The following is a 20,474-nucleotide window of genomic DNA, read 5'->3' on the forward strand; positions in this document are numbered from 1 at the left end:
ATAGCGGATAAGTGAAAGGAAGCGATAAACTGGCCAAAACATAAACTTATTACTATAAGTTTATATAAAAAATCAAAGGGGAGATAAAAATGGATAACAAGAAAGCTTTAAGAATGGCGGTCACACTGGCGATAATAAATATGCCGCTTTTAGCGCAGGCCGCAGATGTAAGTCCCGTAAGGATTACAGACGGTAGTACCTACACGATGACAGCTGATTCTGTAATAAATACCGGTTCTAATACAACAGGTATTTTTGTCGGGTATAAAGATGGCGGTACGATTGTTGGCGATAATGTCACCGTTACCAGCGACGGCTATGGTATCCAAATCCAGACTTATGCTACAGGGGGCGTTGCAGGCAGCGGCGATTGTAGTATTAAGCTTGGTAAAACGATCGTTGAGGCTAAATCTTCTGCGGTACGTGTAGACTCAAGCAGCTATGGTCAAAAGGCGACAGTTATTTTAGGTGCCGGCAGTATTTTAAATTCATCAGCTAATTCTGCTGTGTACGTTACGGGTAAAGATTCTCTGCTCCAAATAGGCGATGGCAGTACAGTTACCGGCAACAGTTATGGTGCTACAGGGGCAGCGCTTGCTTCCTCCAGCGGCGGTAAGATTGAAATCGGCAACGGTGTTACGATAGGGCACGATAATATCAGAGGCTATGATGTCAACAGCATTGCGGTATTATCGATGGATGGCAATGCGAGCCAAGGCCAAAGTAATATTACAATCGGCGACGACAGTACGATTTATGCCAAAGGGAAAGGTTATGGCGCAAATGCCGTTCAGGCGGGCTATTTATCATATACTGGTTTTAACGGTGTTGGTACTAAACAGGGGAGCTCCGGACAGATAAGTGTAGGCGATAAGGCAACTATCTGGACGGAAGGGGACGAGTCCTTTGCTGTCTATGGTATCCATGCCGATTCCACGCTTTATGTTGGCAAAGATGCCGAGATCAGTACTCAGGGCGATAAGGCTTCGGCTGTCCGCGGCGGCAATATTACCAAAGTATATGATTTTACTGCTGCCGGCGGCAAAATCACTATTGATGAAGGGGCAGAAATCAAAACTCTGGGGGATCAGTCACATGGTGTAGACGCCCGTTATGACGGCACTCTGATCGAATTAAAAAAAGACGCGGTCATAACGACAGTTGGCAGTGAGTCTCATGGCGTAACGGTGCTTGCCGGCGGCACGGTAATTTTACAGGACGCTGCTGTTACTGTGGATTCAACAAAAGATGCTTATGCTTTCAGTGCGGAAGGTAAAGATAGTGATACAGCTGCCGTCAGTACTATTACCGGCAGTGGTGTTTATAATATTGTCGGTGATATCAGGGCTGCGGACGGCGGCATTCTTACATTAGATCTGGCAGAAGGTTCGCGGTTTGAGGGAAAGGCTGTGCTCGACAGTGGCAATGATTCACAGAGCACCTTAACTATGGCTAAAAATTCGCTGTGGACTTTGACTGGCAATTCACAGCTCAACAGTTTGCAGAATGAACAGTCTGTGATCGATATGACCGGCGATAATAAGGCTTTCAGTACGCTGTCTGTGGAAACGCTGACAGGTAACGGTGGGACGATCATTATGGATATTGATGGTTCCCAGGTTGATGCCAGTGATAAAATTTATGTCACAGGTGATTTCAGCGGAAGCCAGACACTGTCACTGAAGGAGATAAATGGACTCGACAGTGATCCGGGAATAGGCCAGGCGGCAGAAAATACTGTTTTAGCCAGTGTCAACGGCAGCGGTACTTTTACGGCTGATGATCAGGAAGGCACTTTGTACTGGCAGCGTTATGAGCTGGGACAAAAAGACAGTGCTGCTTCCGGTTATACGACGGACTGGTATTTGAAAGGCATTACAAATCTTAACCTGCCGACAACCAGTGTAGAGGCTATCGCTGCTTCGGGAGCACTGGCTTATCATACCTGGCGCGACCATGATCAGCTGCTGCAGCGGCTGGGAGATCTGCGCCAGCATGGTAGAGAGGAAGAGGGCGTCTGGGTAAGGGTCAAAGGCGGTAAGCTGAGCCGCAGTGACCAGTTTGAATTTGAGAATAAATACACACAGTATGAGCTTGGCTATGACCAAAAATTGAAGTCAACGCCGGCGTATACGCGTTATGCTGGTATTTCCTTCAGCTATTTGGATGGCGACAGCAGTTACAGCAGCGGCAGCGGCGAGAATAAAGTTAAAGCTTTAAATATTTACGGTACGCAGATCGGTGCTAAGGGCCATTACCTTGATTTAGTGTTGAAATACAGCCAGCTTGATAATGATTTTAAGGTTTTTGATACCTCCGGTAATAAGATCACCGGTGACTATGACCAAAATGGATTATCGATAAGCGCGGAATATGGGCGCAAAAACAATCTGAAAAATAATTGGTATATCGAACCGCAGGCCCAGCTCACTTTTGGCAGGCTGCGCGGAACTGACTACACCACAAGCAATGGCATCAGGGTAGATCAGGATGGAATCGACAGTTTTGTGGGACGTATTGGTTTCAATATTGGTAAAGATATCAATGAAAAAACTAATATATACTTGAAAGCTAATCTGATGCATGAATTTGGCGGCGGCTATAATGCCTCAATGGTGGATGCCAGCGGTACAAAAGCAAGACTGGATCGTGATTTTGATGATACCTGGTTTGAATATGGCTTAGGCGCAGCAGTGCAGACTGGTAAAAACAATTACTTCTATGTTGATGTCGAGCGCAGTGCCGGCAGTGATTATAAAAAAGACTGGCAGTGGAATGTCGGCGCCAGATGGAGTTTCTAAATAGTTGCTTTGATTTTCGGCAAGGTGTTGCAACTCTCCAGCTTGCTTGAGAATATCCCCAGCCTCCGTTCCATTTTTATGGAACGGAGGTTTGTTTATCGACGGGCAGTAATTAAAATCCTGCTGAGAAAATGAGCTGTTGCAAACAGGGTATATTGACAGCACTTGCCGGGTTGCGTTATACTATATGGCAGAGCTTATTATGCTCTGAACCGCTACTGTAGCTCAGCTGGTAGAGCATCTCATTCGTAATGAGAGGGTCGCAGGTTCAAATCCTGTCAGTAGCTCCAAAAAAAGATAGCTCAAGATTTTTCAAAACTATGAAAAATCTTGAGCTTATTTTTTTATAATATATTTTCTGGTGCAATCATAGAGGCTGCAGCGATTTGATTATTGTTGTGAGTTGCTGCAGATGTGTTTCTTCCGTATCCCAGGAATCCATCATAAATAAATATATTTTTTTCTTAAAAACAATGAAGGCATTTGATTTTACAAAAGGAAGCTGCTTATCTTTTTTGTATATTTCCATAGGCAAAGAGGCGTTCACAAGAAGTACATAATGAGGGCCTATATTTTTACAGTCGGCGAAAGTGATATTATATTTACTTGATGCCTGTTTGGTCATCCCGATAAATGCGTCAAAATATTCATTTAATAATTCTTTAGGCATATTTCTCAAAGTTGCGTTTTCCTTTTCGTCTATAACCGGAGAAACGCCTACCCTTACAGTGCTTTTTTTATCGTCTGAAGCCGTAAATATCAGCACCATACCGCCTTCCTGGGTGCTCTTGTCTGAAAGGTTCCAGTTATCGCCGATATCGATCAGAAAATCATTTTCGATATTTTTATAGATCGCGGCATTACAAATATTGTTCGTCAGTAAAAGTATCATAAGAACAAGGAACATTTTTGGCATAAATTACCTCCCTTTTGTAGTAATGTTTTAGGTTCTTTTAAGTGAATGGAGTACGTTCAGTAATCTGTTCAAAAATCAATACCGCTATTATTATATACTTACGCAATGAAATAAACAATATAAAAGAAAATGCTTGACAGGAATATTTGCTCGTGCGTGTTGCGATCGAGGTGGTTCTGATAATTATTTTAATAAAAGCATGTCCGAAAATGGCGGGAATTATAGAAATGTTATGATATAATTAAAGCGATTTCAAGTAAGGAGGCAAACGGTGATGCAGGAAAATATCAAGGGATTGTACGCGGCTTTTAAAGCCAAAGATGCCCGTTTTGACGGACGTTTTTTCGTTGGCATATCGTCTACGGGAATCTATTGCCGTCCGGTTTGCAAAGCCAGACAGCCCAAAGCGGAAAACTGCACTTTTTTCAGGACGGCCGCCGCTGCGGAACAGGCCGGCTACAGGCCCTGCCTTTTGTGCAGGCCGGAACTTGCTCCCGGGACCTCTGTTACTGATGCTACGGCTGATTTAGTTTACCGGGCTGCGCGAATGTTGGAAAGGAATTGCGGCAGCGGCCAGAGCCTGCGGGAAATAGCAGAACGGCTTGGTTGTACGGACAGACATTTGCGGCGCGTATTTACTGCGGAATACCACGTTTCCCCTGTCCAATATTTACAGACCTGCCGCTTGCTGCTTGCCAAAAATCTGCTTACCGACACCGATCTTTCAGTGCTGGAAGTTGCAATGGCGGCAGGATTTGGCAGTCTGCGCCGTTTTAACGATTTATTTAAAAAACATTATCAGCTTGTGCCCACAGCTTTGCGGAAAAGACAGGCAGAAGCAAAAAGCCATAACGGTGAGATCACCTTGGCTCTTGGTTACCGCCCTCCTTATGCCTGGGATAAAATATTAAAGTTTTTGGCAGGACGGGCAATAACAGGAATAGAAGTTGTAAATAATGATGAATATCTGCGTACGGTAAAGCTGCAAAATGCGGAAGGCCAGCAGTTCTGCGGCTGGGTGCGGGTCGGGCACAGACCGGCTGAAAATACTTTGAGCGTTACGGTCAGCGAAAGTCTTCTGCCGGTGCTTCCTGAGGTATTGGTCCGCATCAAGAATTTATTTGATTTATATTGTGAGCCTAAGGCAGTATATGAAACGCTGCAGGTGATGAATACTCTGCAGCCCGGTTTGTGTGTTTTAGGAACCAGACTGCCCGGCTGCTTCAATGTTTTTGAAATGTCGGTGCGGGCTGTACTGGGTCAGCAGATCACTGTAAAAGCTGCAAGTACTTTAGCGGCAAGGCTCGTCGCTGTGTATGGAACTCAGGTCCAGACAGGTATTGAAGGTCTTACGCACAGCTTTCCTGCACCTGCGGCGATACTTGCACTGGGAGAAAATATTAGTGAGCATTTGGGAAAATTAGGTATTATCTCTGCGCGTGCGAATACGATTTATCAACTGGCACGGGTATTGGCAGACGAAAAAAATGATTTTGGATTTTGCGGCAATCCGGAGGAAGAAATGCAAAAGCTGCAGGCTATTCGCGGTATCGGCAGTTGGACGGCGCAGTATATAGCCATGCGGGCAATGGGCTGGCCCGATGCTTTTCTGCCAACGGATGCAGGAATAAAAAAGGCGCTGCCGGATCATACGCCTAAAGAACTGCAGGTACTGTCGGAAGCCTGGCGTCCCTGGCGCAGTTATGCTACGGTTAATTTATGGAATACATTATAGAGGAGGCCCTATATGTACTACTCTACGACTTATTTATCGCCCCTGGGAAAAATTACGCTTGCGTGTGACGCTTGCGGTAAAAATCTTGTCGGCTTATGGCTGGAAGGGCAAAAGTATTATCAGGGTACGCTGAAGGAAGCTTTGATTGAAAAGGATGCTGTGCCGCTTTTCGATATTGCAAAAAAGTGGCTGGACAGATATTTTTCCGGGCAGAAGCCTGATGCGGCAGAGCTGCCGCTGGCACCACAAGGCAATGCGTTTCGTCAGGGCGTTTGGGAAATTTTATGTACGATCCCTTATGGAGAGGTAATAACTTACGGCAGTATTGCTAAAAAAATGGCAGTGAAGCTGCAGAAGGAACGGATGTCAAGCCAGGCTGTCGGCGGTGCTGTTGGACATAATCCCATTTCTATTATTATTCCCTGCCACCGGGTCGTTGGTGCAAACGGCAGTCTTACTGGGTATGCCGGCGGTATTGAAAAAAAAATAAAACTGCTGGAGCTGGAAGGCGTAGATATGTCTGGATTTTTTATCCCCCAAAAAGGTACGGCATTGTAATATACTAATAAAATCGGAGGGAAATTATGATTACGTATAACGGCGAAAGGATAGTGGATGCGGCATTTGCTGAGCAGGTGTATGAGGCAGTCGCCCGGATACCTCGCGGTAAAGTGGCTACCTACGGACAGATAGCGGCGCAGGTCGGTGATACGCTGGCTGGGCGTGAGGTAGGGCACATCATGAGCTGCGCTCCTTCTGGACGGAATTTGCCCTGTCACAGGGTCGTGAACCGTACCGGGGCTCTGGCACCTGACTATGCTTTCGGCGGGCAGGAAAAACAACGTGCTTTGCTGGAAGCGGAGGGCGTAACCTTCCTTGCCGACGGGCGAATAGATATGACGCTGCATTTATGGGGCAAATATGAACAATTTAATATTTTTGATATGAGCTGACAGGCCGGTCGATATTTCAAAATGCTCTGCAGTGAAAATGTTGACAAATATTTAAACAGATGCTAAAATAACCTTGTTTTTACGGAAACACCTCGGAGGGCAGTACTGCCGGATAAGAGATACTCTCTTATCCGGTTTTTTTATTAGATTAAAGGAGGAAAAATAATGCTTACGGAAAACGCTTCAAAAATCCAGCAGAAATATTTAGGCGCAAAGGGTTTGATCGTACTGATCGCTGTGATGAATATGTTTGTACCGTTGTCGATAGATTTATATCTGCCGGCACTGCCGACGATAGGTACAGAATTTGCTGCGACACCTTTGATGGTCAATTTGACGCTGGTCAGTTTTTTCTTCTTTTTCGCAGTGGGGATTCTGCTGTTTGGGCCGGTAAGTGATAAATACGGACGCCGGAAGATTTTACTGCTGGGAATAGTTCTGTATACGCTGGCAAGTGGTCTGTGCGCCTTTGCCGGCAGTATTTACAGTCTGATAGCGTACAGAATCGTGCAGGCTTTGGGTGCAGGCGGCATGGTTGCTGTGTCGATGGCGGTTGTTAAAGATGCTTTTTATGGCACCACTAAAAATCGTGTTTTGGCGCTGGTGCAGGCTATGGCCGTTATTGCGCCGATGGTCGCCCCTGTTATCGGCGCATTTCTGCTGCAGTTTGTCAGCTGGCGCGGTACCTTCGGGGTCCTGATCGCCACCGGTGCTGTTAATCTGGCCGCCAGCTTCTTTTTTGAAGAAACGCTGTCGGAAAGCGAACGTTATAAGGGCAGCTTTTGGAGTACCTTCGGCAGATTGGCAGTTGTCGGTAAAAATGTTGGTTTTACTGGTGTACTGACTGTATTTTCACTGCTGGCAGCACCTTATATGGCTTACGTGGCAGTATCTTCCTATGTTTATGTACAGTATTTTGGGCTTAGTGAGCAGGTCTACAGTTATTTTTTTGCTGCTAACTCATTTTTTGCCGTTGTCGGTCCGTTTTTATATATGAAGTTGATCGGGATCGTATCGCCGCGTCAATTTACCTATGGCTGTTTTATTTTTACTGTAGTAGCAGCGGCAGCGCTGCTGACAGTAGGGAGTATTTCACCGTGGTGGTTTTTAATAGCCTTTTTACCGGTTACGATCATGGAAAGCGCTGCCAGGCCTTTCAGTACGGCCATATTATTGGATCAGCAGAAGACGGATATCGGCTCTGCCTCGTCGCTGATCAATGCGGTGAATACTGTTTTTGGCAGCTTGGGTATGATGCTGGGTGCATTGAACTGGAGCAATTTTATTGAAGGGCTGGGGATCATTACCGCTGTTTGCGTCACCTTGGCAATTGCGGGCTGGCTGGCTCTGCTGCATTTTAAAATCAGGGTAGAAGGTTTATAAAAATCAGTCAAAATAAAAAATACCTGCCGTTAATCAACGGCAGGTATTTTGCTTTGCAGCGAAAATTTCAGTCGCTGCCTATAGGGGAAAGATGCCCAAGCAATCCACTATTTAACGATCAAGACCGGTATTTCCGCATACATGGCAACTTTGGAGCTGACGCTGCCAAGGATAAATTCTGCAACAGCGTTCATGCCGCGGCTGCCGATGAGGATCATGCTAGCTTCGGATTTTTTGGCGGCGGTCAGGATTTGCTGCGCGGCGTTGCCAACTAAAGTTTCATAATGAACGGGAACTTTGGCGGCAGCTGTTTGTTTTTTTGCTGCTTCCATTAATTCCTGACCGGCCAGTTCATATAATTCATTGGTTTGTTTGACCATAGCGGGGTTTAACTGGTTCAAAATGGTCGATCGTTTGCTGTAAGGTTCGATTACGTGGACTACTTTTATTTCTGCGTCAAGCTTACCGGCCAGATTGATACCATAAGCAAGCACTTTACTGGACGAATCAGAACTGTCGATAGCGATTAAAATTTTCTCTTTCATATAAATCCCTCCCTGAATTTTGCATCCTGCTCTTTACTTGACTGTTCTTCTTTTCTTTAATATTATTATAACAACAATAAAATCATACTTAAAATACTTATTTTTGAAATTATAATACCTAAAAAGTATGAATGGAGGAATACTTATGAATTTGCAGCAAATGCGGTATTTCGTAATGGTAGCGAGGCTGGGCAATGTTACAGAGGCTGCCAAAGCGCTGCATATCGCGCAGCCGCCTTTAAGCAGACAAATCAAACAGCTTGAGCAGGAACTGGGCGTGGTGCTGTTCGACAGATCAGGCCGGCGTCTGCATCTGACAGAAACCGGTCATATGCTGCTGCATCGGGCAGAAGAAATCTTAAATCTAACGGATCGGACTGTATGTGAATTATCCAGCAGTGAGCTGGGACAGGAGGGTATTTTATCACTGGGAGTTGTCCCTTCGATGAGCCTGATGGTATTACCGCAGATGATTGCCGCTTTTAAAGAGTTGTATCCCAAAATAACCTATCGGTTGTTGATCGGCGAAAGTTTACGGGTGATCGAACTGCTGGAAAAGGGGGTCATTGAAACTGCTATCGTTCATTTGCCTGTGGACGAGGATTATTTTGCAAGCTATAAGCTGCCAACTGAACGCTTGGCATTAGTCTATGATGCGGCGTTTTTTCCGCAGCTGGAGGGGACTTTTGAACTGCCTGTAAGCAGGCTGCAGGGGCTGCCGCTTTTATGCCACCGCCGTTATAAGGAACTGTTGGAACAGTCTGCTGCTAAAAATGGCATTCAGGCATATTTTTTCTGTCTCAGCGATGACAGTAATTATCTGATTGCCTGGGCGAAAGCCGGTTTGGGACTGGCCGTTATCCCAGAATCAGCAGAAGCGATCGCCAGGCATGAAGGGCTGGCCTGTGTCCGTATGGACGACCCGGAGCTGACGACTACGGCGGCAGTGGTATGGGGGCGCAAGCATTATCACTCGCCGACAACACGTAATTTTATCAGTTTTATACCGCAGTATTTTGAACAGTGCAAAAAGTTCTGCTGAGTGCTGTTGACTGTAGATCAGAGAAAATATAAATAAAAAGCCCCCGGAATTTTTAAGATTCCGGGGGCTTAGTTTTTAATTATTTCCAGGCCGGTAAAATGGTACCCTGGAAGTGTTCCATAATGAATTTTTCATTATCAGCTGATTGGTAAATTTCTTTCAGTTTAGCGATCCGGGGATCGTTTTCATTGGTTTTCTTGGTTACGAAGATGTTGACAAACGGATTGTCAGCAGATTCCAGAATGATGGAATCTTTGGTAGGGTTCAGGCCTGCTGGAATAGCGTAGTTGGCATTGATTACAGCAAAGGTAACGTCGGGCAGGCTGCGGGGAATGGTAGCTGCATCCAGTTCCAGGAATTTGAAGTTATGTGGATTTTCGGTGATATCGGCAACGGTGGTAGTAACGTTTTTGATATCTTTGACTTTGATCAGCCCGGCATTGGCAAGAACTAAAATCGCACGGCCGCCGTTGGATGGATCGTTAGGAATACCGATTGTGGCGCCGTCAGGAATGGCGTCGCCTTTTTTCAAAGTTTTGGAGTAAGCGGCCATCGGGAAGTTAACGGTTTTGAAAACTTCTACCAGGTCAAATTTAGGTTCTTTTTGCAGAGTGGCATCTAAATAGGGGCGGTGCTGCATGCTGTTGGCAAAAACTTCGCCTTGGAATAGTGCTACATTAGGAGTTACATAGTCGTTGAATTCAACGACTTCGATTTTCAGACCTTGTTTTTCAGCAAGTTTTTTGACATTGTCCATAATTTCAGCATGAGGACCTGCAGTAACTGCGATTTTGATAGGTGCATCGCCGGCAGGAGCTTTTGCTGCTTCTTTTTTATCGTCACCGCAGCCGAAGGTGGTCAGGGCAGCTACGCATAAAGCTGCTGCGGTCAGTATTTTAGCTAATTTTTTCATGATAATTTCCCCTTTATAAGATGATTTTATAGTTTGTTTTTATTAAGCTTTTTGGAAAAGTAGTCGCCGAGTGACTGGATAGATTGGACCATAACGATAAGTACGACGACAGTGATCAGCATAACGTCCATTTGGAAACGCTGATAACCGTAACGGATCGCCAGATCGCCTAAGCCGCCGCCGCCTAATGTACCAGCCATGGCGGAATAACCGATCAAAGCGATAACAGCGAGGGTGATACCTAAAACGATGGAATGCAGTGCTTCCGGCAAAAGGACCTTGCGGATAATCTGCATGGGGCTGGCGCCCATGGCCTGAGCCGCTTCGATAACGCCGTGGTCGATTTCCAGCAGCGAAGATTCGATGATGCGGGCAATAAAGGGTGCGGCTGAAATAGTCAAAGGTACGATGGAAGCGGTAGTACCTATCGAAGAGCCTACTAAAAGGCGGGTCAGAGGAATGATCGCTACCATTAATATAATGAAGGGAGTTGAGCGGGTAGCGTTGACAATAGCGCCTAAAACGCTGTTTACAGGAGCGTTGGGCAGGATATGGTTTTTACGGGTGACGGTTAAGATCACGCCGAGCGGTACGCCGATGAGTGTGGCGAGTATTGTGGAAGCCAGCACCATATAGCAGGTTTCCCAAAAGGATTTAAGTAAAAGAGCTAACATTTCAGGAGACATAACCGATCACCTCAACTTTCAGCTGCTGTTCATGCAGATATTGCAGAGCATTTTTGATACCTGCGGCGCTTCCTGAAATCTCAATGACCAGGGTGCCGAAGGGTATATCCTTAAGCGAGTCGATATTACCGTAGATGATATTGATATCGACATCGAATTTTTTGACCATACCGGAAACGATCGGATCGCCGGCTGAGTTACCGATGAAGGATAATCGCACGATCAGTTTGCTGCCTTCGGTGTAGACTGCGCTGATTGAAGAAGATTGCAGCAGTGCAGGCAGTTCGACATTGTTGATGCTTTTGACGAAATCTTTGGTAGTGGGCTTCTGCGGATCGGTGAAAACATCGATCATGGAACCTTCTTCAATGATCTCGCCGTTTTCGATAACAGCTACTCTGTCACAGACTTCTTTGACTACTTCCATCTGATGTGTGATCATGACAATAGTCAGATTCAGGCGTTTATTGATATCTTTGAGCAGGTCGAGAATAGATTTTGTTGTCTGCGGGTCCAATGCCGAGGTTGCTTCATCACACAGCAGTACTTTAGGATCGCTGGCCAGAGCACGGGCAATACCGACACGTTGTTTCTGACCGCCTGACAACTGGCTGGGATAATAATCGCCGCGGTCCTGTAATTGTACCAGCTCCAGCAGCGGCTGCACCCGCTTTTTGATTTCAGACTGCGAAATACCCTGTATTTCCAGCGGAAAAGCGATATTATCATAAACTGTGCGGGAGGCCAGCAGATTAAAGTGCTGGAAGATCATCCCGATATTTTGGCGTGCTTTGCGCAGTTCCTGATTGTTCATTGCAGTCAGTTCCTGTCCATCCACAAAGACCTGACCGCCGGTAGGTACTTCCAGCATATTGATGCAGCGGATCAGGGTTGATTTACCGGCACCGCTGAGGCCGATGATACCGAATATTTCTCCGGCGTTGATATGCAGATTTGTTTTCTTTAAAGCGTGGATATCACCTGCATTGCTGTAATAGGTTTTTTCCACATTGCGTAAATCGATCATACAGCGTTCCTCTTTCTTTTCTAAAATCGTAAAAAAACCCTTCACACAGGTGAAGGGTAACGAAAGCGTTTCGTACTGCTTCATCTGTCGGATTTACATCCGTTGGATTTGGCACCGTTCACGTCGTGATGGTTGCCGTAGCTTCATAGGGCCAGTCCCTCGGCTACTCTTGATGAAATACCGTTTGAAGTTGTTAAACAAAATAATACACTTACAATCGGCACTTGTCAATAAAAATTTTAAAATTTTTGTAAAAAACCTTGCCTTTCACAAGATAAAGTGATAAAGTATAAAAGAAAAAAGGTGCTAGCACCAGCTAAATTTAAGGAGGCAATCATGGCTGCAAAAACCAGAGACCATTTGACCGATCAATTATTTAAAGCGATTCTTAGCTTAAAAAGTGAAGAGCAGTGTTCCAACTTTTTTGAGGATATTTGCACGATCAGCGAACTGAAATCCATGGCGCAGCGTTTGGAGGTTGCCAGAATGCTTGATGCAGGCTGTATTTATGAAGAGATAGTAGAAAAAACAGGCGCCAGTACGGCGACGATCTCACGGGTTAAACGCTGTTTGGTTTATGGCGCTGACGGCTATAATTCGATAATGCCATTATTAAAAAAGGAAGACAAGCACAATGCTGAATAATAAAGCTTTGCAGGTGCCGTATGGAACTAGGGACGTACTTCCGGGTGAAGCCGGCGCCAGAAGGATAATTGAAAATAAGCTTGCCTATACCTTTAAAGCCTGGGGCTATGACGAAGTGGTCACGCCGACTTTTGAATATCTGGATACTTTTGCCGCAGCAGGTCAGCTGTCAGACAGCAGTTTTAAATTTTTTGACCGTCGTAATAATATTTTATTGCTGCGGTCGGACATGACGACTCCTTTGGCGCGTTTGGTAGCTACTCGGCTCAATGAGGGACCGGCGGTAAAACGGCTTTTTTATCTGGCGAATCTATTTCGCTATGAGGAAACACAGGCCGGACGCCAGTGTGAGTTTAATCAGGCCGGTGTTGAAATGATGGGTGCGGCCGGACCTTCGGCAGATGCCGAGATGCTGGCTTTAGCAGTAGCTTCGCTGCAGGCAGCAGGGTTAAATGATTTTGTGATCAGTGTTGGCCAGATCGATTTTATAAATGGCCTGATTGAAGCGGCTGAGGTCACTGAACTGCAGGCGCAGGAGCTGAAACGCTGCCTGATCGAGCATGATGTGGTACGGTTGGAAGCGTTGGCAGATGGCAGCAGGATGTCACCGGAACAAAAAGATTTGTTTAAAGAGCTGCCGTTTCTGCATGGCGGGCTTGAACTTTTAGATAAGGTTGAAGCCTGTGGTTTGAACAATAAAAGCTCCAAGGCTGTGCAGGATCTGCGCGAAATCTATGCTTTGGCCGAGGTCTATGGTGCGGCTGGTTATCTGCGTTTTGATCTGGGGCTTTTGCGCGACCTTGATTATTATACTGGAATGTTATTTGAAGGCTACGCTGAGGATATGGGTTTCCCGATCATTGGCGGCGGCCGTTATGATACAATGATGGAAAATTTTGGCAGATCCTGCCCGGCAACAGGATTTGCTATAGGGATAGACAGGATCATGTTGATTCTGAGTCGGCGCCGGCAGCTGGACAATATCAGCAGCTGGGATGTTCTGGTGGCCTGGCAGGCAGGCTGTCTGCCACAGGCGATCGCGCAGTGTATGCGTCTGCGCAGGAGCGGCAAAACAGTGAAGCTGGCTGCCGAGCCTTTTAACCAGAGCGAAGCAGTGGACGCGCAGCGTGCTAACGCCTGCGATACGCTGCTGTATATCGAAGATTGATAAAGGAAGTGCCGTAATGGATTATATTACCGTAGCGCTGCCGAAGGGCAAGCTGTTTCAAAGATCAGTAGAGCTGCTGGCTAAAGTAGGCTATAGTGCTGATAACGTAACTGAAGATTCGCGCAAACTTGTTATCAGTAACGAGGATAGCAAGGTGCGCTTTATAATTACTAAAACTGTCGATTTGCCGACCTATGTAGAATACGGTGCTGCCGATATCGGGATCATTGGTAAAGATGTGCTGCTGGAAGAACGCAAGGACGTATATGAGCTGCTGGATCTGAAATATGGACGCTGTCGTTTGATGCTGGCAGTTCCTGAGCAGATGCAGCGGCCCAGGCTGACTGATTATGCGCATCTGCGGGTAGCAACTAAATATCCGAACTGTGCCCAGGAGTATTTTCGCAGTCTGGGGATTCAGACCGAGATCATCAAGCTTAACGGCTCGATTGAACTGGGGCCGATGGTTGGATTGTCGGAGCTGATCGTTGATATTGTGGAAACAGGCCGTACCCTGAAAGAGAATAAATTGGTGGAGGTAGATTCCATCTATACGGCGACAGCAAGACTGATTGCCAACAGGGTGAGCTTTAAATTGAAATTTGACCGTCTGGATAAACTGGTCCGAGATTTGCGTAAGGTACTGGATGAGGAGGAAGAGCAATGCAAGTAACAGATGCCAGAGGAATGAGTGCTGTTGAAATAGCAGCTTTGATGCAGAAAAAAGCTTTTGATGAATGTGAGCTGTCCCCCGGAGTACAGGCAGGTGTTACCGCTATGTTTGGTGCGCCGCTGACAGCAGCCCAGGTCGTCGAAAGAATTGTGACTGACGTAAGGGCCGGCGGTGATGGAAAGCTGATTTATTATACTAATCTGATAGATAAAGCAGGCTTGAGTGTCCAAAATATCCGGGTCAGCAAGGCTGAATTTGCAGAAGCCCGACAATCAGCTGATGCCGAAGTGGTAGGAGCCATAGAACGTGCTATTGCAAATGTGCGTAGCTTTCACGAAGAACAGCTGCCAAAAACCTGGCTGACTAACCGTGAATGCGGTGCTATGCTGGGACAGAAGGTAACTCCTGTTGACTCTGTGGGTATCTACGTCCCCGGTGGAACTGCGGCTTATCCTTCTTCGGTGATTATGAATGCTGTACCGGCTGCAGTAGCAGGAGTACCACGGATCGTGATGGCAGTACCGCCCGGACGTGATGGCAAAGTAAATCCTTATGTGCTGGTTACGGCTGAATTAATAGGTATCAGGGAAATTTATAAAATGGGCGGTGCACAGGCCATTGCTGCGTTAGCTTTTGGTACGGAAACTGTACCAAAGGTTGAAAAAATTACCGGCCCGGGCAATATTTTTGTGACGCTGGCTAAAAAAGCTGTTTACGGGCACTGCGACATTGATATGCTGGCAGGTCCCAGCGAAATATTGATTATAGCCGATGATGGCGCTGATCCTAAATATCTGGCAGCTGACCTTTTGAGTCAGGCGGAACATGATCCTCTGGCCAGCGCTATTTTAGTTACGGACAGTGAGCTGTTGGGCAATGCTGTTGCAGCAGAGCTTGAGATGCAGCTTGCTGTTTTACCGCGGCAGGAGATCGCTGCATTGTCTTTAGCAAATCATGGCAAGATTATTATTGCGTCTGATATGGAAACAGTAATTGAGATGGCGAATATATCAGCACCGGAGCATTTGGAGGTTATGACGAAAGAGCCTTTTGCTCTGCTGCCTTATCTGCGTAATGCCGGTGCGATCTTTTTGGGCGCTTATTCACCGGAGCCTTTGGGCGATTATTACGCAGGACCGAACCACATTCTGCCTACCGGCGGCACTGCCCGTTTCTACTCAGTTCTGAATGTGGAGACGTTTATGAAGAAAACAAGTATCATTGCTTATACGCAGGGCGCCTTGACTGCTGTGGGCAGTGACGTTATTAAAATGGCTGAAGCGGAAGGGCTTCAGGCGCATGCTAACGCTATCCGCGTGCGTATGGAAAAGAGGTGAGGAGATGGCTGGATTTAATGCCAGGACCGGCTTGGAAGAATTGGAAGAATATGCTGTAGAACATGTGGCTGCCGATATTATCGTCAATGCCAACGAAAGTAATTATAATCTGCCGCGGCCGATTGAGCAGGCTGTAGCGGCGAAGCTGGCCGGGTTTCCTTTTAACCGTTATCCGCCGATGCAGGCTGAAACGCTGCGCGGGCTGATTGCTGAAGATCTGGCGCTGGATGCAGACAATATCAGAATCGGCAACGGTTCCAGTGAACTTTTGCAAATGGCCTGTTATGCTTTTGGCGGCAATGGACGTAAAATCGCTTTTCCGTATCCGTCCTTTTCTATGTATGGCGTTTATACCAAGCTGGCCGACAGTATAGCCGCACCGTATCCGCTGACGCTGACGGGATATGTCGATCCAGATAAGGTCATCGAATTTTGCAGGGCAGAGCAGCCGGCGCTGTTGATTGTCTGCAATCCAAACAATCCGACGGGAAATTATAATCCGCTTGAAGTAATGGAGAAGATTTTAGCAAATGTCAGCTGCCCGGTAGTAATGGATGAAGCCTATATGGAGTTTGCTAAAGGCAGCGGCGTTGATCCGCAGGATCTGCGCCCGCTGAATAAATTAAAGCTGGTAGCAGGTTCGACTTTGGCTCTGACAGGTAAATACAGTAATTTTATGTGCTTACGTACTTTTTCTAAAGCTTACGGACTGGCTGGACTGCGTGTAGGTTATGCTGTCGGCAGTGCCGGTATCATGCGTGTTTTGGGAAAAACACTGCTGCCTTATCATGTTAATGCCTGGTCTTTAGTTGTAGCGGAAGAGGTTTACCGCCAAAAAGACTTATATAAAGAACAACTGGAAACTATTATCGAGCAGCGTGATCTGATGCGGGAACAACTGGAGCAAATGGGCTTGAAAATCTGGCCGTCCGCAACGAATTTTCTGATCTGTTGCCCGCAGGGCGAACTGACTGCCCGTTTAGCGGCTGCCTGCGAGCAGCAATATGGCAGCCAGGGTGAAAAAACACAGCAGATGCTGGCAGGAATGTACTTATACCGCAAACTGCTGGAGAAGAAAATTTTGGTGCGCGATTATACCAGTCATCCTGTATTGCAGGGATGCCTGCGGATCACGGTAGGCCTGCCGCTGGAAAATGCTGAAATCATCAGCCGGCTGGAGCTCTTATGCGGAGAGGAGGCAATATGATGCGGCAGGCAGTTAAAGAACGAAAAACTTTAGAAACTGCGGTCAGTGTCAGTATTGGGCTTGATGGCAGCGGGAAAGCGGATATCGCTACAGGCGTCGGTTTTTTTGATCATATGCTGACACTGCTGGCCAAGCATGGTTTTCTTGATTTGCAGGTGAAAGCACAGGGAGATCTGCAGGTTGACTGTCACCATACGGTTGAGGACTGCGGCATCGTTTTAGGAGAAGCTCTTAAAGCGGCTGTTGGCGATAAAAGCGGTATTCACCGCTATGGCAGTTGTTTTATTCCAATGGATGAGGCTTTGGCACAGGTAGTACTGGATTTTTCCGGGCGGCCGTACCTGGTTTTTGAAGCCGAAATTCCTAAAATAACTTTGGGTAACTACGATACAGAAATGACTGAGGAATTTTTCCGCGCCGTAGCCGTGGCCAGCGGCATGACTCTGCATATTCGAGTCTTGTATGGTAAAAATGTACATCATATTATTGAGGCGGTTTTTAAAGCTTTTGCCCGCGCGCTGGCAGAGGCAGTAGCTGCAGATCCGCGCGTTCAGGGCGTGATGAGCAGCAAGGGGGCTTTATGAGTTCGAAGATAGTCATTGTTGATTATGGGATGGGAAACCTGCACAGTGTTAATAAAGCGATCGCTGTTGTTGGCGGCGACCCGGTTATTTCCAGTGATGCCGCAGTTATTGCACAGGCTGATAAACTGATTTTACCGGGAGTAGGGGCTTTTGGCGATTGTATGGCTAATCTGCAGCGCAGCGGTCTGGTACCGATACTGCAGAAATATTTGCACAGCGGCAGACCGTTTTTAGGTATCTGTCTGGGAATGCAGGTTTTGTTTGAAGGCAGTGATGAAGCTCCCGGAGTGAAAGGTCTGGGCTATTTTCAAGGGCAGGTGCGCAGACTGGATACCGCTTTGAAAATACCGCATATGGGCTGGAACAAGCTGAGTTTACGCAGCAGTTCTCCGCTGCTGCAGGAAGCAGGAGATGAATATGTGTACTTTGTGCACAGCTTTCATGTTGAGCCGCAGCAGCAAGAGCTCATTACTGCCGTATGTGATTATGGTATGGAAGTAACGGCTGCCGTCGGCAGCGGCAGTGTGCAGGCTTTTCAGTTCCATCCAGAAAAATCAAGCCGGGCAGGCCTTGGCCTGCTGCGCGCTTTTAAGGAGTGGCAGCCATGATAATTTTTCCTGCTATAGATATCCGCGGCGGCCGCTGCGTCAGATTGACGGAAGGTCGTTTTGACCAGGAAACTGTTTTTGCTGATGATCCTTCGGAAATGGCTGCCCGCTGGTCGGCAGCCGGAGCCGAATATTTACATGTCGTCGATTTAGACGGTGCTTTGGCCGGTGCGGGACGTAATCTGCCGGCAATCCAAAAAATCCTGGAGCACGCTTCTATGCCAGTGCAGGTAGGAGGCGGAATCAGAAGTCTGGCAGCTGTAGCAGAATTGCTGGAATTGGGGGTCAGCCGTGTGATTCTTGGATCAGCAGCAGTGCGGGAACCGCAGCTGGTTGCTGAAGCCTGTCGGGAATTTCCTGGTCAGGTTGTTGTAGGTATCGATGCTAAAGACGGGAAAGCCGCTATCGAAGGCTGGGGTGTCAGCGGTGGTATCGATGCTGTAGAGTTGGCTCTAAAAATGGCTGCTATCGGGGTCGAGCATATTATTTTTACTGATATCAGCCGTGACGGTAAGCTGAGTGGGGTGAATGTAGAAGCCACTGCCGCTTTGGCAAAAGCCTGCGGTGTTAAAGTCATTGCCAGCGGCGGTGTGGCATCGTTGGAAGATATACGCCGGCTGCAGCAGCGGTCCTCCTCTGGGATCGAGGGCTGCATCATAGGGAAGGCCATTTATACCGGAGCTATTGACCTGCGGGAGGCTCTGCGGGTCGCAAAGGAGGTCTGAGATGCATACCAAAAGAATTATTCCCTGTCTGGATGTAAAAGAAGGGCATGTAGTCAAAGGCACTAATTTTGTGGAATTGCGTGATGCCGGTGATCCTGTTGAACTGGCGGCCTTATATGACACTGAAGCTGCCGATGAGCTGGTTTTTCTTGATATCACTGCGTCTGTCGAGCAGCGTAAGTCTATGCTGGATGTCATAAACCGTACGGCGGGACAGGTTTTTATGCCGCTGACAGTTGGCGGTGGGATCAGCACGGTGCAGGATATCCATAATGCTCTGAATGCAGGTGCTGATAAAATTTCTGTAAATACGGCGGCAGTAAAAAATCCGCAGCTGATTGCTGATGGTGCAAAGCTGTTTGGCAGCCAGTGCATCGTTTTAGCTGTAGATGCCAAACGCTGCGGTACAGATAAATGGGAAGTTTATGTACATGGCGGACGTACTCCTACGGGAATTGAGGTACTGGACTGGGTCAGAACGGCGGCAGAATTGGGCGCCGGCGAGATTTTACTGACCAGTATGGATGCTGACGGTACAAAAAACGGCTATGATATACCACTGACCCGGGCGGTTGCCGAAGCGGTGAAGGTACCTGTGATAGCCAGCGGCGGCGCAGGTAAGTTGGAACACTTCTATGATGTTTTGACGGAAGGTAAAGCCGATGCCGTTTTGGCGGCATCAGTCTTTCATTATAAAGAGTTTACTATCAGGCAGGTCAAAGAATACCTGCGGTCTAAAGGTGTAGAGGTGAGATTATAATGCAAGTAGATTTTTCTAAAATAAAATTTGATGAAAAAGGCTTGATTCCGGCCATTATTCAGGATGCAGCAACCAATGCCGTGCTGATGCTGGCCTATATGAACGGCGAATCACTGGCGAAGACTGTGGAAACCGGTTATACCTGGTTTTGGAGTCGCAGCCGTCAGGAGCTGTGGAACAAAGGCGCTAGCAGCGGCCATGTGCAGAAGGTCGTCAGTATTGATTATGATTGTGATGGTGACAGTCTGCTGGTAAAGGTTGAACAAAAAGGTGCAGCCTGCCATACCGGAAATTATTCCTGTTTCAGTTATCCATTATGGAACAGCGGTGCAGGCAGAAATCTGCCGGTACCTGAACCGGATGGTATTCACGGTATTTTGGCTGAATTGTACCGCGTCATTCAGGACAAACGCGTCCATGGCGGCGAAAAATCTTATACCCGTTACCTGTTTATGTCAGGACAGGATAAGATTTTGAAAAAGGTCGGCGAAGAAGCTGCAGAAACTATCATTGCTTCCAAGAATAATAACGGCAAAGAGGTTTTGTATGAGATGTCTGACTTGTGGTATCATTGTTTAGTGCTTCTGGCATATCATAATATCAATCCGGCAGAACTGCTGAACGAATTGGGTGGTCGCCGCAGTAAAGAAAATAACAGTAAATATTAAAAAAAGAAACCTTCTGCAGTTTGCGGGAGGTTTCTTTGCTTAAAATTTACTGCTGACAGTTTTATTTTGTGCTACAATGACAAGTAAGAAATACGGGG

Annotated in this window: 21 protein-coding genes, 1 tRNA gene and 1 riboswitch; of the genes, 17 read left to right on the forward strand and 5 right to left on the reverse strand. The window is 46.9% G+C overall.

Features of this window, described 5'->3' with window-relative positions:
* Positions 1-89: 89 nt before the first annotated feature.
* Complete coding sequence (locus tag PFJ30894_RS03205; RefSeq protein WP_125669014.1) at positions 90-2,801, forward strand: autotransporter family protein; 2,712 nt, start codon at positions 90-92, stop codon at positions 2,799-2,801.
* Between the two features lie 214 nt (positions 2,802-3,015).
* Positions 3,016-3,091: transfer RNA gene (locus tag PFJ30894_RS03210), tRNA-Thr, on the forward strand.
* A 77-nt stretch (positions 3,092-3,168) separates the two neighbouring features.
* Here the strand turns inward: PFJ30894_RS03210 and PFJ30894_RS03215 are convergent.
* Complete coding sequence (locus tag PFJ30894_RS03215; RefSeq protein ID WP_113077940.1) at positions 3,169-3,717, reverse strand: hypothetical protein; 549 nt, start codon at positions 3,715-3,717, stop codon at positions 3,169-3,171.
* Positions 3,718-3,991: 274 nt separating this feature from the next.
* On the opposite strand from PFJ30894_RS03215, the gene PFJ30894_RS03220 reads away from it, so the two are divergent.
* From PFJ30894_RS03220 to PFJ30894_RS03235, 4 genes are all read left to right on the forward strand, one after another.
* Positions 3,992-5,452, forward strand: a complete 1,461-nt coding sequence (locus PFJ30894_RS03220; RefSeq protein WP_125669015.1) for a DNA-3-methyladenine glycosylase 2 family protein — start codon at positions 3,992-3,994, stop codon at positions 5,450-5,452.
* 12 nt (positions 5,453-5,464) lie between these two features.
* Positions 5,465-6,010, forward strand: coding sequence for a methylated-DNA--[protein]-cysteine S-methyltransferase (locus PFJ30894_RS03225; RefSeq protein ID WP_125669016.1), 546 nt, complete (start codon positions 5,465-5,467; stop codon positions 6,008-6,010).
* Positions 6,011-6,036: 26 nt separating this feature from the next.
* Positions 6,037-6,405, forward strand: a complete 369-nt coding sequence (locus tag PFJ30894_RS03230) for an MGMT family protein (protein WP_113077943.1) — start codon at positions 6,037-6,039, stop codon at positions 6,403-6,405.
* A gap of 165 nt (positions 6,406-6,570) precedes the next feature.
* The gene (locus PFJ30894_RS03235) at positions 6,571-7,788 is read left to right on the forward strand and encodes a Bcr/CflA family efflux MFS transporter (RefSeq protein ID WP_113077944.1); all 1,218 of its coding nucleotides are present in this window, start codon (positions 6,571-6,573) and stop codon (positions 7,786-7,788) included.
* A 107-nt stretch (positions 7,789-7,895) separates the two neighbouring features.
* On the opposite strand, the gene PFJ30894_RS03240 is transcribed toward PFJ30894_RS03235, so the two are convergent.
* Positions 7,896-8,333 (reverse strand): universal stress protein, encoded by a 438-nt coding sequence (locus PFJ30894_RS03240; RefSeq protein ID WP_125669017.1) that lies wholly within the window; start codon positions 8,331-8,333, stop codon positions 7,896-7,898.
* A 145-nt stretch (positions 8,334-8,478) separates the two neighbouring features.
* Between PFJ30894_RS03240 and PFJ30894_RS03245 the strand changes: the two genes are divergently transcribed.
* Complete coding sequence (locus PFJ30894_RS03245; RefSeq protein WP_167457012.1) at positions 8,479-9,375, forward strand: LysR family transcriptional regulator; 897 nt, start codon at positions 8,479-8,481, stop codon at positions 9,373-9,375.
* A gap of 79 nt (positions 9,376-9,454) precedes the next feature.
* Here the strand turns inward: PFJ30894_RS03245 and PFJ30894_RS03250 are convergent, their stop codons facing one another.
* Genes PFJ30894_RS03250 through PFJ30894_RS03260 form a run of 3 tightly spaced genes read right to left on the reverse strand, consistent with a single transcriptional unit; the run spans position 9,455 to position 12,001 of the window.
* On the reverse strand, positions 9,455-10,288 hold the full coding sequence (locus PFJ30894_RS03250) for a MetQ/NlpA family ABC transporter substrate-binding protein (RefSeq protein WP_113077946.1): 834 nt from the start codon (positions 10,286-10,288) through the stop codon (positions 9,455-9,457).
* A gap of 26 nt (positions 10,289-10,314) precedes the next feature.
* Positions 10,315-10,974: a methionine ABC transporter permease gene (locus tag PFJ30894_RS03255; RefSeq protein ID WP_021717491.1), complete on the reverse strand. Its 660-nt coding sequence runs from the start codon at positions 10,972-10,974 to the stop codon at positions 10,315-10,317.
* Entirely contained in the window at positions 10,964-12,001 is a 1,038-nt protein-coding gene (locus PFJ30894_RS03260; RefSeq protein ID WP_125669019.1) for a methionine ABC transporter ATP-binding protein, read from the reverse strand. Before PFJ30894_RS03260 ends, PFJ30894_RS03255 begins: the two co-directional genes overlap by 11 nt.
* A 77-nt stretch (positions 12,002-12,078) precedes the next feature.
* A riboswitch (SAM riboswitch) is annotated at positions 12,079-12,180 on the reverse strand.
* Between the two features lie 157 nt (positions 12,181-12,337).
* On the opposite strand from PFJ30894_RS03260, the gene PFJ30894_RS03265 reads away from it, so the two are divergent.
* From PFJ30894_RS03265 to hisIE, 10 genes are read left to right on the forward strand one after another with little or no spacing between them, the layout of a single operon-like run.
* Positions 12,338-12,646 carry a YerC/YecD family TrpR-related protein gene (locus PFJ30894_RS03265; protein ID WP_021717493.1) on the forward strand — a complete coding sequence of 103 codons (309 nt, stop codon included), beginning with the start codon at positions 12,338-12,340 and terminating at the stop codon, positions 12,644-12,646.
* Positions 12,636-13,814, forward strand: a complete 1,179-nt coding sequence (hisZ, locus tag PFJ30894_RS03270; protein ID WP_125669020.1) for an ATP phosphoribosyltransferase regulatory subunit — start codon at positions 12,636-12,638, stop codon at positions 13,812-13,814. Before PFJ30894_RS03265 ends, hisZ begins: the two co-directional genes overlap by 11 nt.
* A gap of 16 nt (positions 13,815-13,830) precedes the next feature.
* Entirely contained in the window at positions 13,831-14,487 is a 657-nt protein-coding gene (gene hisG, locus PFJ30894_RS03275) for an ATP phosphoribosyltransferase (RefSeq protein WP_021717495.1), read from the forward strand.
* On the forward strand, positions 14,478-15,824 hold the full coding sequence (hisD, locus tag PFJ30894_RS03280) for a histidinol dehydrogenase (protein WP_125669021.1): 1,347 nt from the start codon (positions 14,478-14,480) through the stop codon (positions 15,822-15,824). The genes hisG and hisD overlap by 10 nt, the downstream gene beginning before the upstream one ends.
* A gap of 4 nt (positions 15,825-15,828) precedes the next feature.
* Complete coding sequence (locus PFJ30894_RS03285; protein ID WP_125669022.1) at positions 15,829-17,031, forward strand: pyridoxal phosphate-dependent aminotransferase; 1,203 nt, start codon at positions 15,829-15,831, stop codon at positions 17,029-17,031.
* The gene (gene hisB / locus PFJ30894_RS03290; RefSeq protein WP_113077950.1) at positions 17,028-17,615 is read left to right on the forward strand and encodes an imidazoleglycerol-phosphate dehydratase HisB; all 588 of its coding nucleotides are present in this window, start codon (positions 17,028-17,030) and stop codon (positions 17,613-17,615) included. Before PFJ30894_RS03285 ends, hisB begins: the two co-directional genes overlap by 4 nt.
* The gene (hisH, locus tag PFJ30894_RS03295) at positions 17,612-18,223 is read left to right on the forward strand and encodes an imidazole glycerol phosphate synthase subunit HisH (protein ID WP_113077951.1); all 612 of its coding nucleotides are present in this window, start codon (positions 17,612-17,614) and stop codon (positions 18,221-18,223) included. The genes hisB and hisH overlap by 4 nt, the downstream gene beginning before the upstream one ends.
* Positions 18,220-18,948: a 1-(5-phosphoribosyl)-5-[(5-phosphoribosylamino)methylideneamino]imidazole-4-carboxamide isomerase gene (hisA, locus tag PFJ30894_RS03300; RefSeq protein ID WP_125669023.1), complete on the forward strand. Its 729-nt coding sequence runs from the start codon at positions 18,220-18,222 to the stop codon at positions 18,946-18,948. The genes hisH and hisA overlap by 4 nt, the downstream gene beginning before the upstream one ends.
* 1 nt (position 18,949) lies before the next feature.
* On the forward strand, positions 18,950-19,708 hold the full coding sequence (gene hisF / locus PFJ30894_RS03305) for an imidazole glycerol phosphate synthase subunit HisF (RefSeq protein ID WP_125669024.1): 759 nt from the start codon (positions 18,950-18,952) through the stop codon (positions 19,706-19,708).
* Positions 19,708-20,376: a bifunctional phosphoribosyl-AMP cyclohydrolase/phosphoribosyl-ATP diphosphatase HisIE gene (gene hisIE, locus PFJ30894_RS03310; RefSeq protein ID WP_021717502.1), complete on the forward strand. Its 669-nt coding sequence runs from the start codon at positions 19,708-19,710 to the stop codon at positions 20,374-20,376. Before hisF ends, hisIE begins: the two co-directional genes overlap by 1 nt.
* The last annotated feature ends 98 nt before the right edge of the window (positions 20,377-20,474 follow it).

This window comes from Phascolarctobacterium faecium (assembly GCF_003945365.1).
In the GTDB taxonomy this organism is placed as follows: Bacteria; Bacillota; Negativicutes; order Acidaminococcales; family Acidaminococcaceae; genus Phascolarctobacterium; species Phascolarctobacterium faecium.

Excerpts from the sequence above, each read along its gene's own strand:
- PFJ30894_RS03220 (WP_125669015.1), top strand. The coding sequence starts at position 3,992 with ATGCAGGAAAATATCAAGGGATTGTACGCGGCTTTTAAAGCCAAAGAT.
- PFJ30894_RS03285 (WP_125669022.1), top strand. The coding sequence starts at position 15,829 with ATGGCTGGATTTAATGCCAGGACCGGCTTGGAAGAATTGGAAGAATAT.
- PFJ30894_RS03205 (WP_125669014.1), top strand. The coding sequence starts at position 90 with ATGGATAACAAGAAAGCTTTAAGAATGGCGGTCACACTGGCGATAATA.
- PFJ30894_RS03215 (WP_113077940.1), bottom strand. The coding sequence starts at position 3,717 with ATGCCAAAAATGTTCCTTGTTCTTATGATACTTTTACTGACGAACAAT.
- hisD (WP_125669021.1), top strand. The coding sequence starts at position 14,478 with ATGCAAGTAACAGATGCCAGAGGAATGAGTGCTGTTGAAATAGCAGCT.
- PFJ30894_RS03225 (WP_125669016.1), top strand. The coding sequence starts at position 5,465 with ATGTACTACTCTACGACTTATTTATCGCCCCTGGGAAAAATTACGCTT.
- hisZ (WP_125669020.1), top strand. The coding sequence starts at position 12,636 with ATGCTGAATAATAAAGCTTTGCAGGTGCCGTATGGAACTAGGGACGTA.
- hisF (WP_125669024.1), top strand. The coding sequence starts at position 18,950 with ATGCATACCAAAAGAATTATTCCCTGTCTGGATGTAAAAGAAGGGCAT.
- hisA (WP_125669023.1), top strand. The coding sequence starts at position 18,220 with ATGATAATTTTTCCTGCTATAGATATCCGCGGCGGCCGCTGCGTCAGA.
- hisB (WP_113077950.1), top strand. The coding sequence starts at position 17,028 with ATGATGCGGCAGGCAGTTAAAGAACGAAAAACTTTAGAAACTGCGGTC.
- PFJ30894_RS03265 (WP_021717493.1), top strand. The coding sequence starts at position 12,338 with ATGGCTGCAAAAACCAGAGACCATTTGACCGATCAATTATTTAAAGCG.
- hisG (WP_021717495.1), top strand. The coding sequence starts at position 13,831 with ATGGATTATATTACCGTAGCGCTGCCGAAGGGCAAGCTGTTTCAAAGA.
- PFJ30894_RS03245 (WP_167457012.1), top strand. The coding sequence starts at position 8,479 with ATGAATTTGCAGCAAATGCGGTATTTCGTAATGGTAGCGAGGCTGGGC.
- PFJ30894_RS03230 (WP_113077943.1), top strand. The coding sequence starts at position 6,037 with ATGATTACGTATAACGGCGAAAGGATAGTGGATGCGGCATTTGCTGAG.
- hisIE (WP_021717502.1), top strand. The coding sequence starts at position 19,708 with ATGCAAGTAGATTTTTCTAAAATAAAATTTGATGAAAAAGGCTTGATT.
- PFJ30894_RS03260 (WP_125669019.1), bottom strand. The coding sequence starts at position 12,001 with ATGATCGATTTACGCAATGTGGAAAAAACCTATTACAGCAATGCAGGT.
- PFJ30894_RS03250 (WP_113077946.1), bottom strand. The coding sequence starts at position 10,288 with ATGAAAAAATTAGCTAAAATACTGACCGCAGCAGCTTTATGCGTAGCT.
- hisH (WP_113077951.1), top strand. The coding sequence starts at position 17,612 with ATGAGTTCGAAGATAGTCATTGTTGATTATGGGATGGGAAACCTGCAC.
- PFJ30894_RS03255 (WP_021717491.1), bottom strand. The coding sequence starts at position 10,974 with ATGTCTCCTGAAATGTTAGCTCTTTTACTTAAATCCTTTTGGGAAACC.
- PFJ30894_RS03240 (WP_125669017.1), bottom strand. The coding sequence starts at position 8,333 with ATGAAAGAGAAAATTTTAATCGCTATCGACAGTTCTGATTCGTCCAGT.
- PFJ30894_RS03235 (WP_113077944.1), top strand. The coding sequence starts at position 6,571 with ATGCTTACGGAAAACGCTTCAAAAATCCAGCAGAAATATTTAGGCGCA.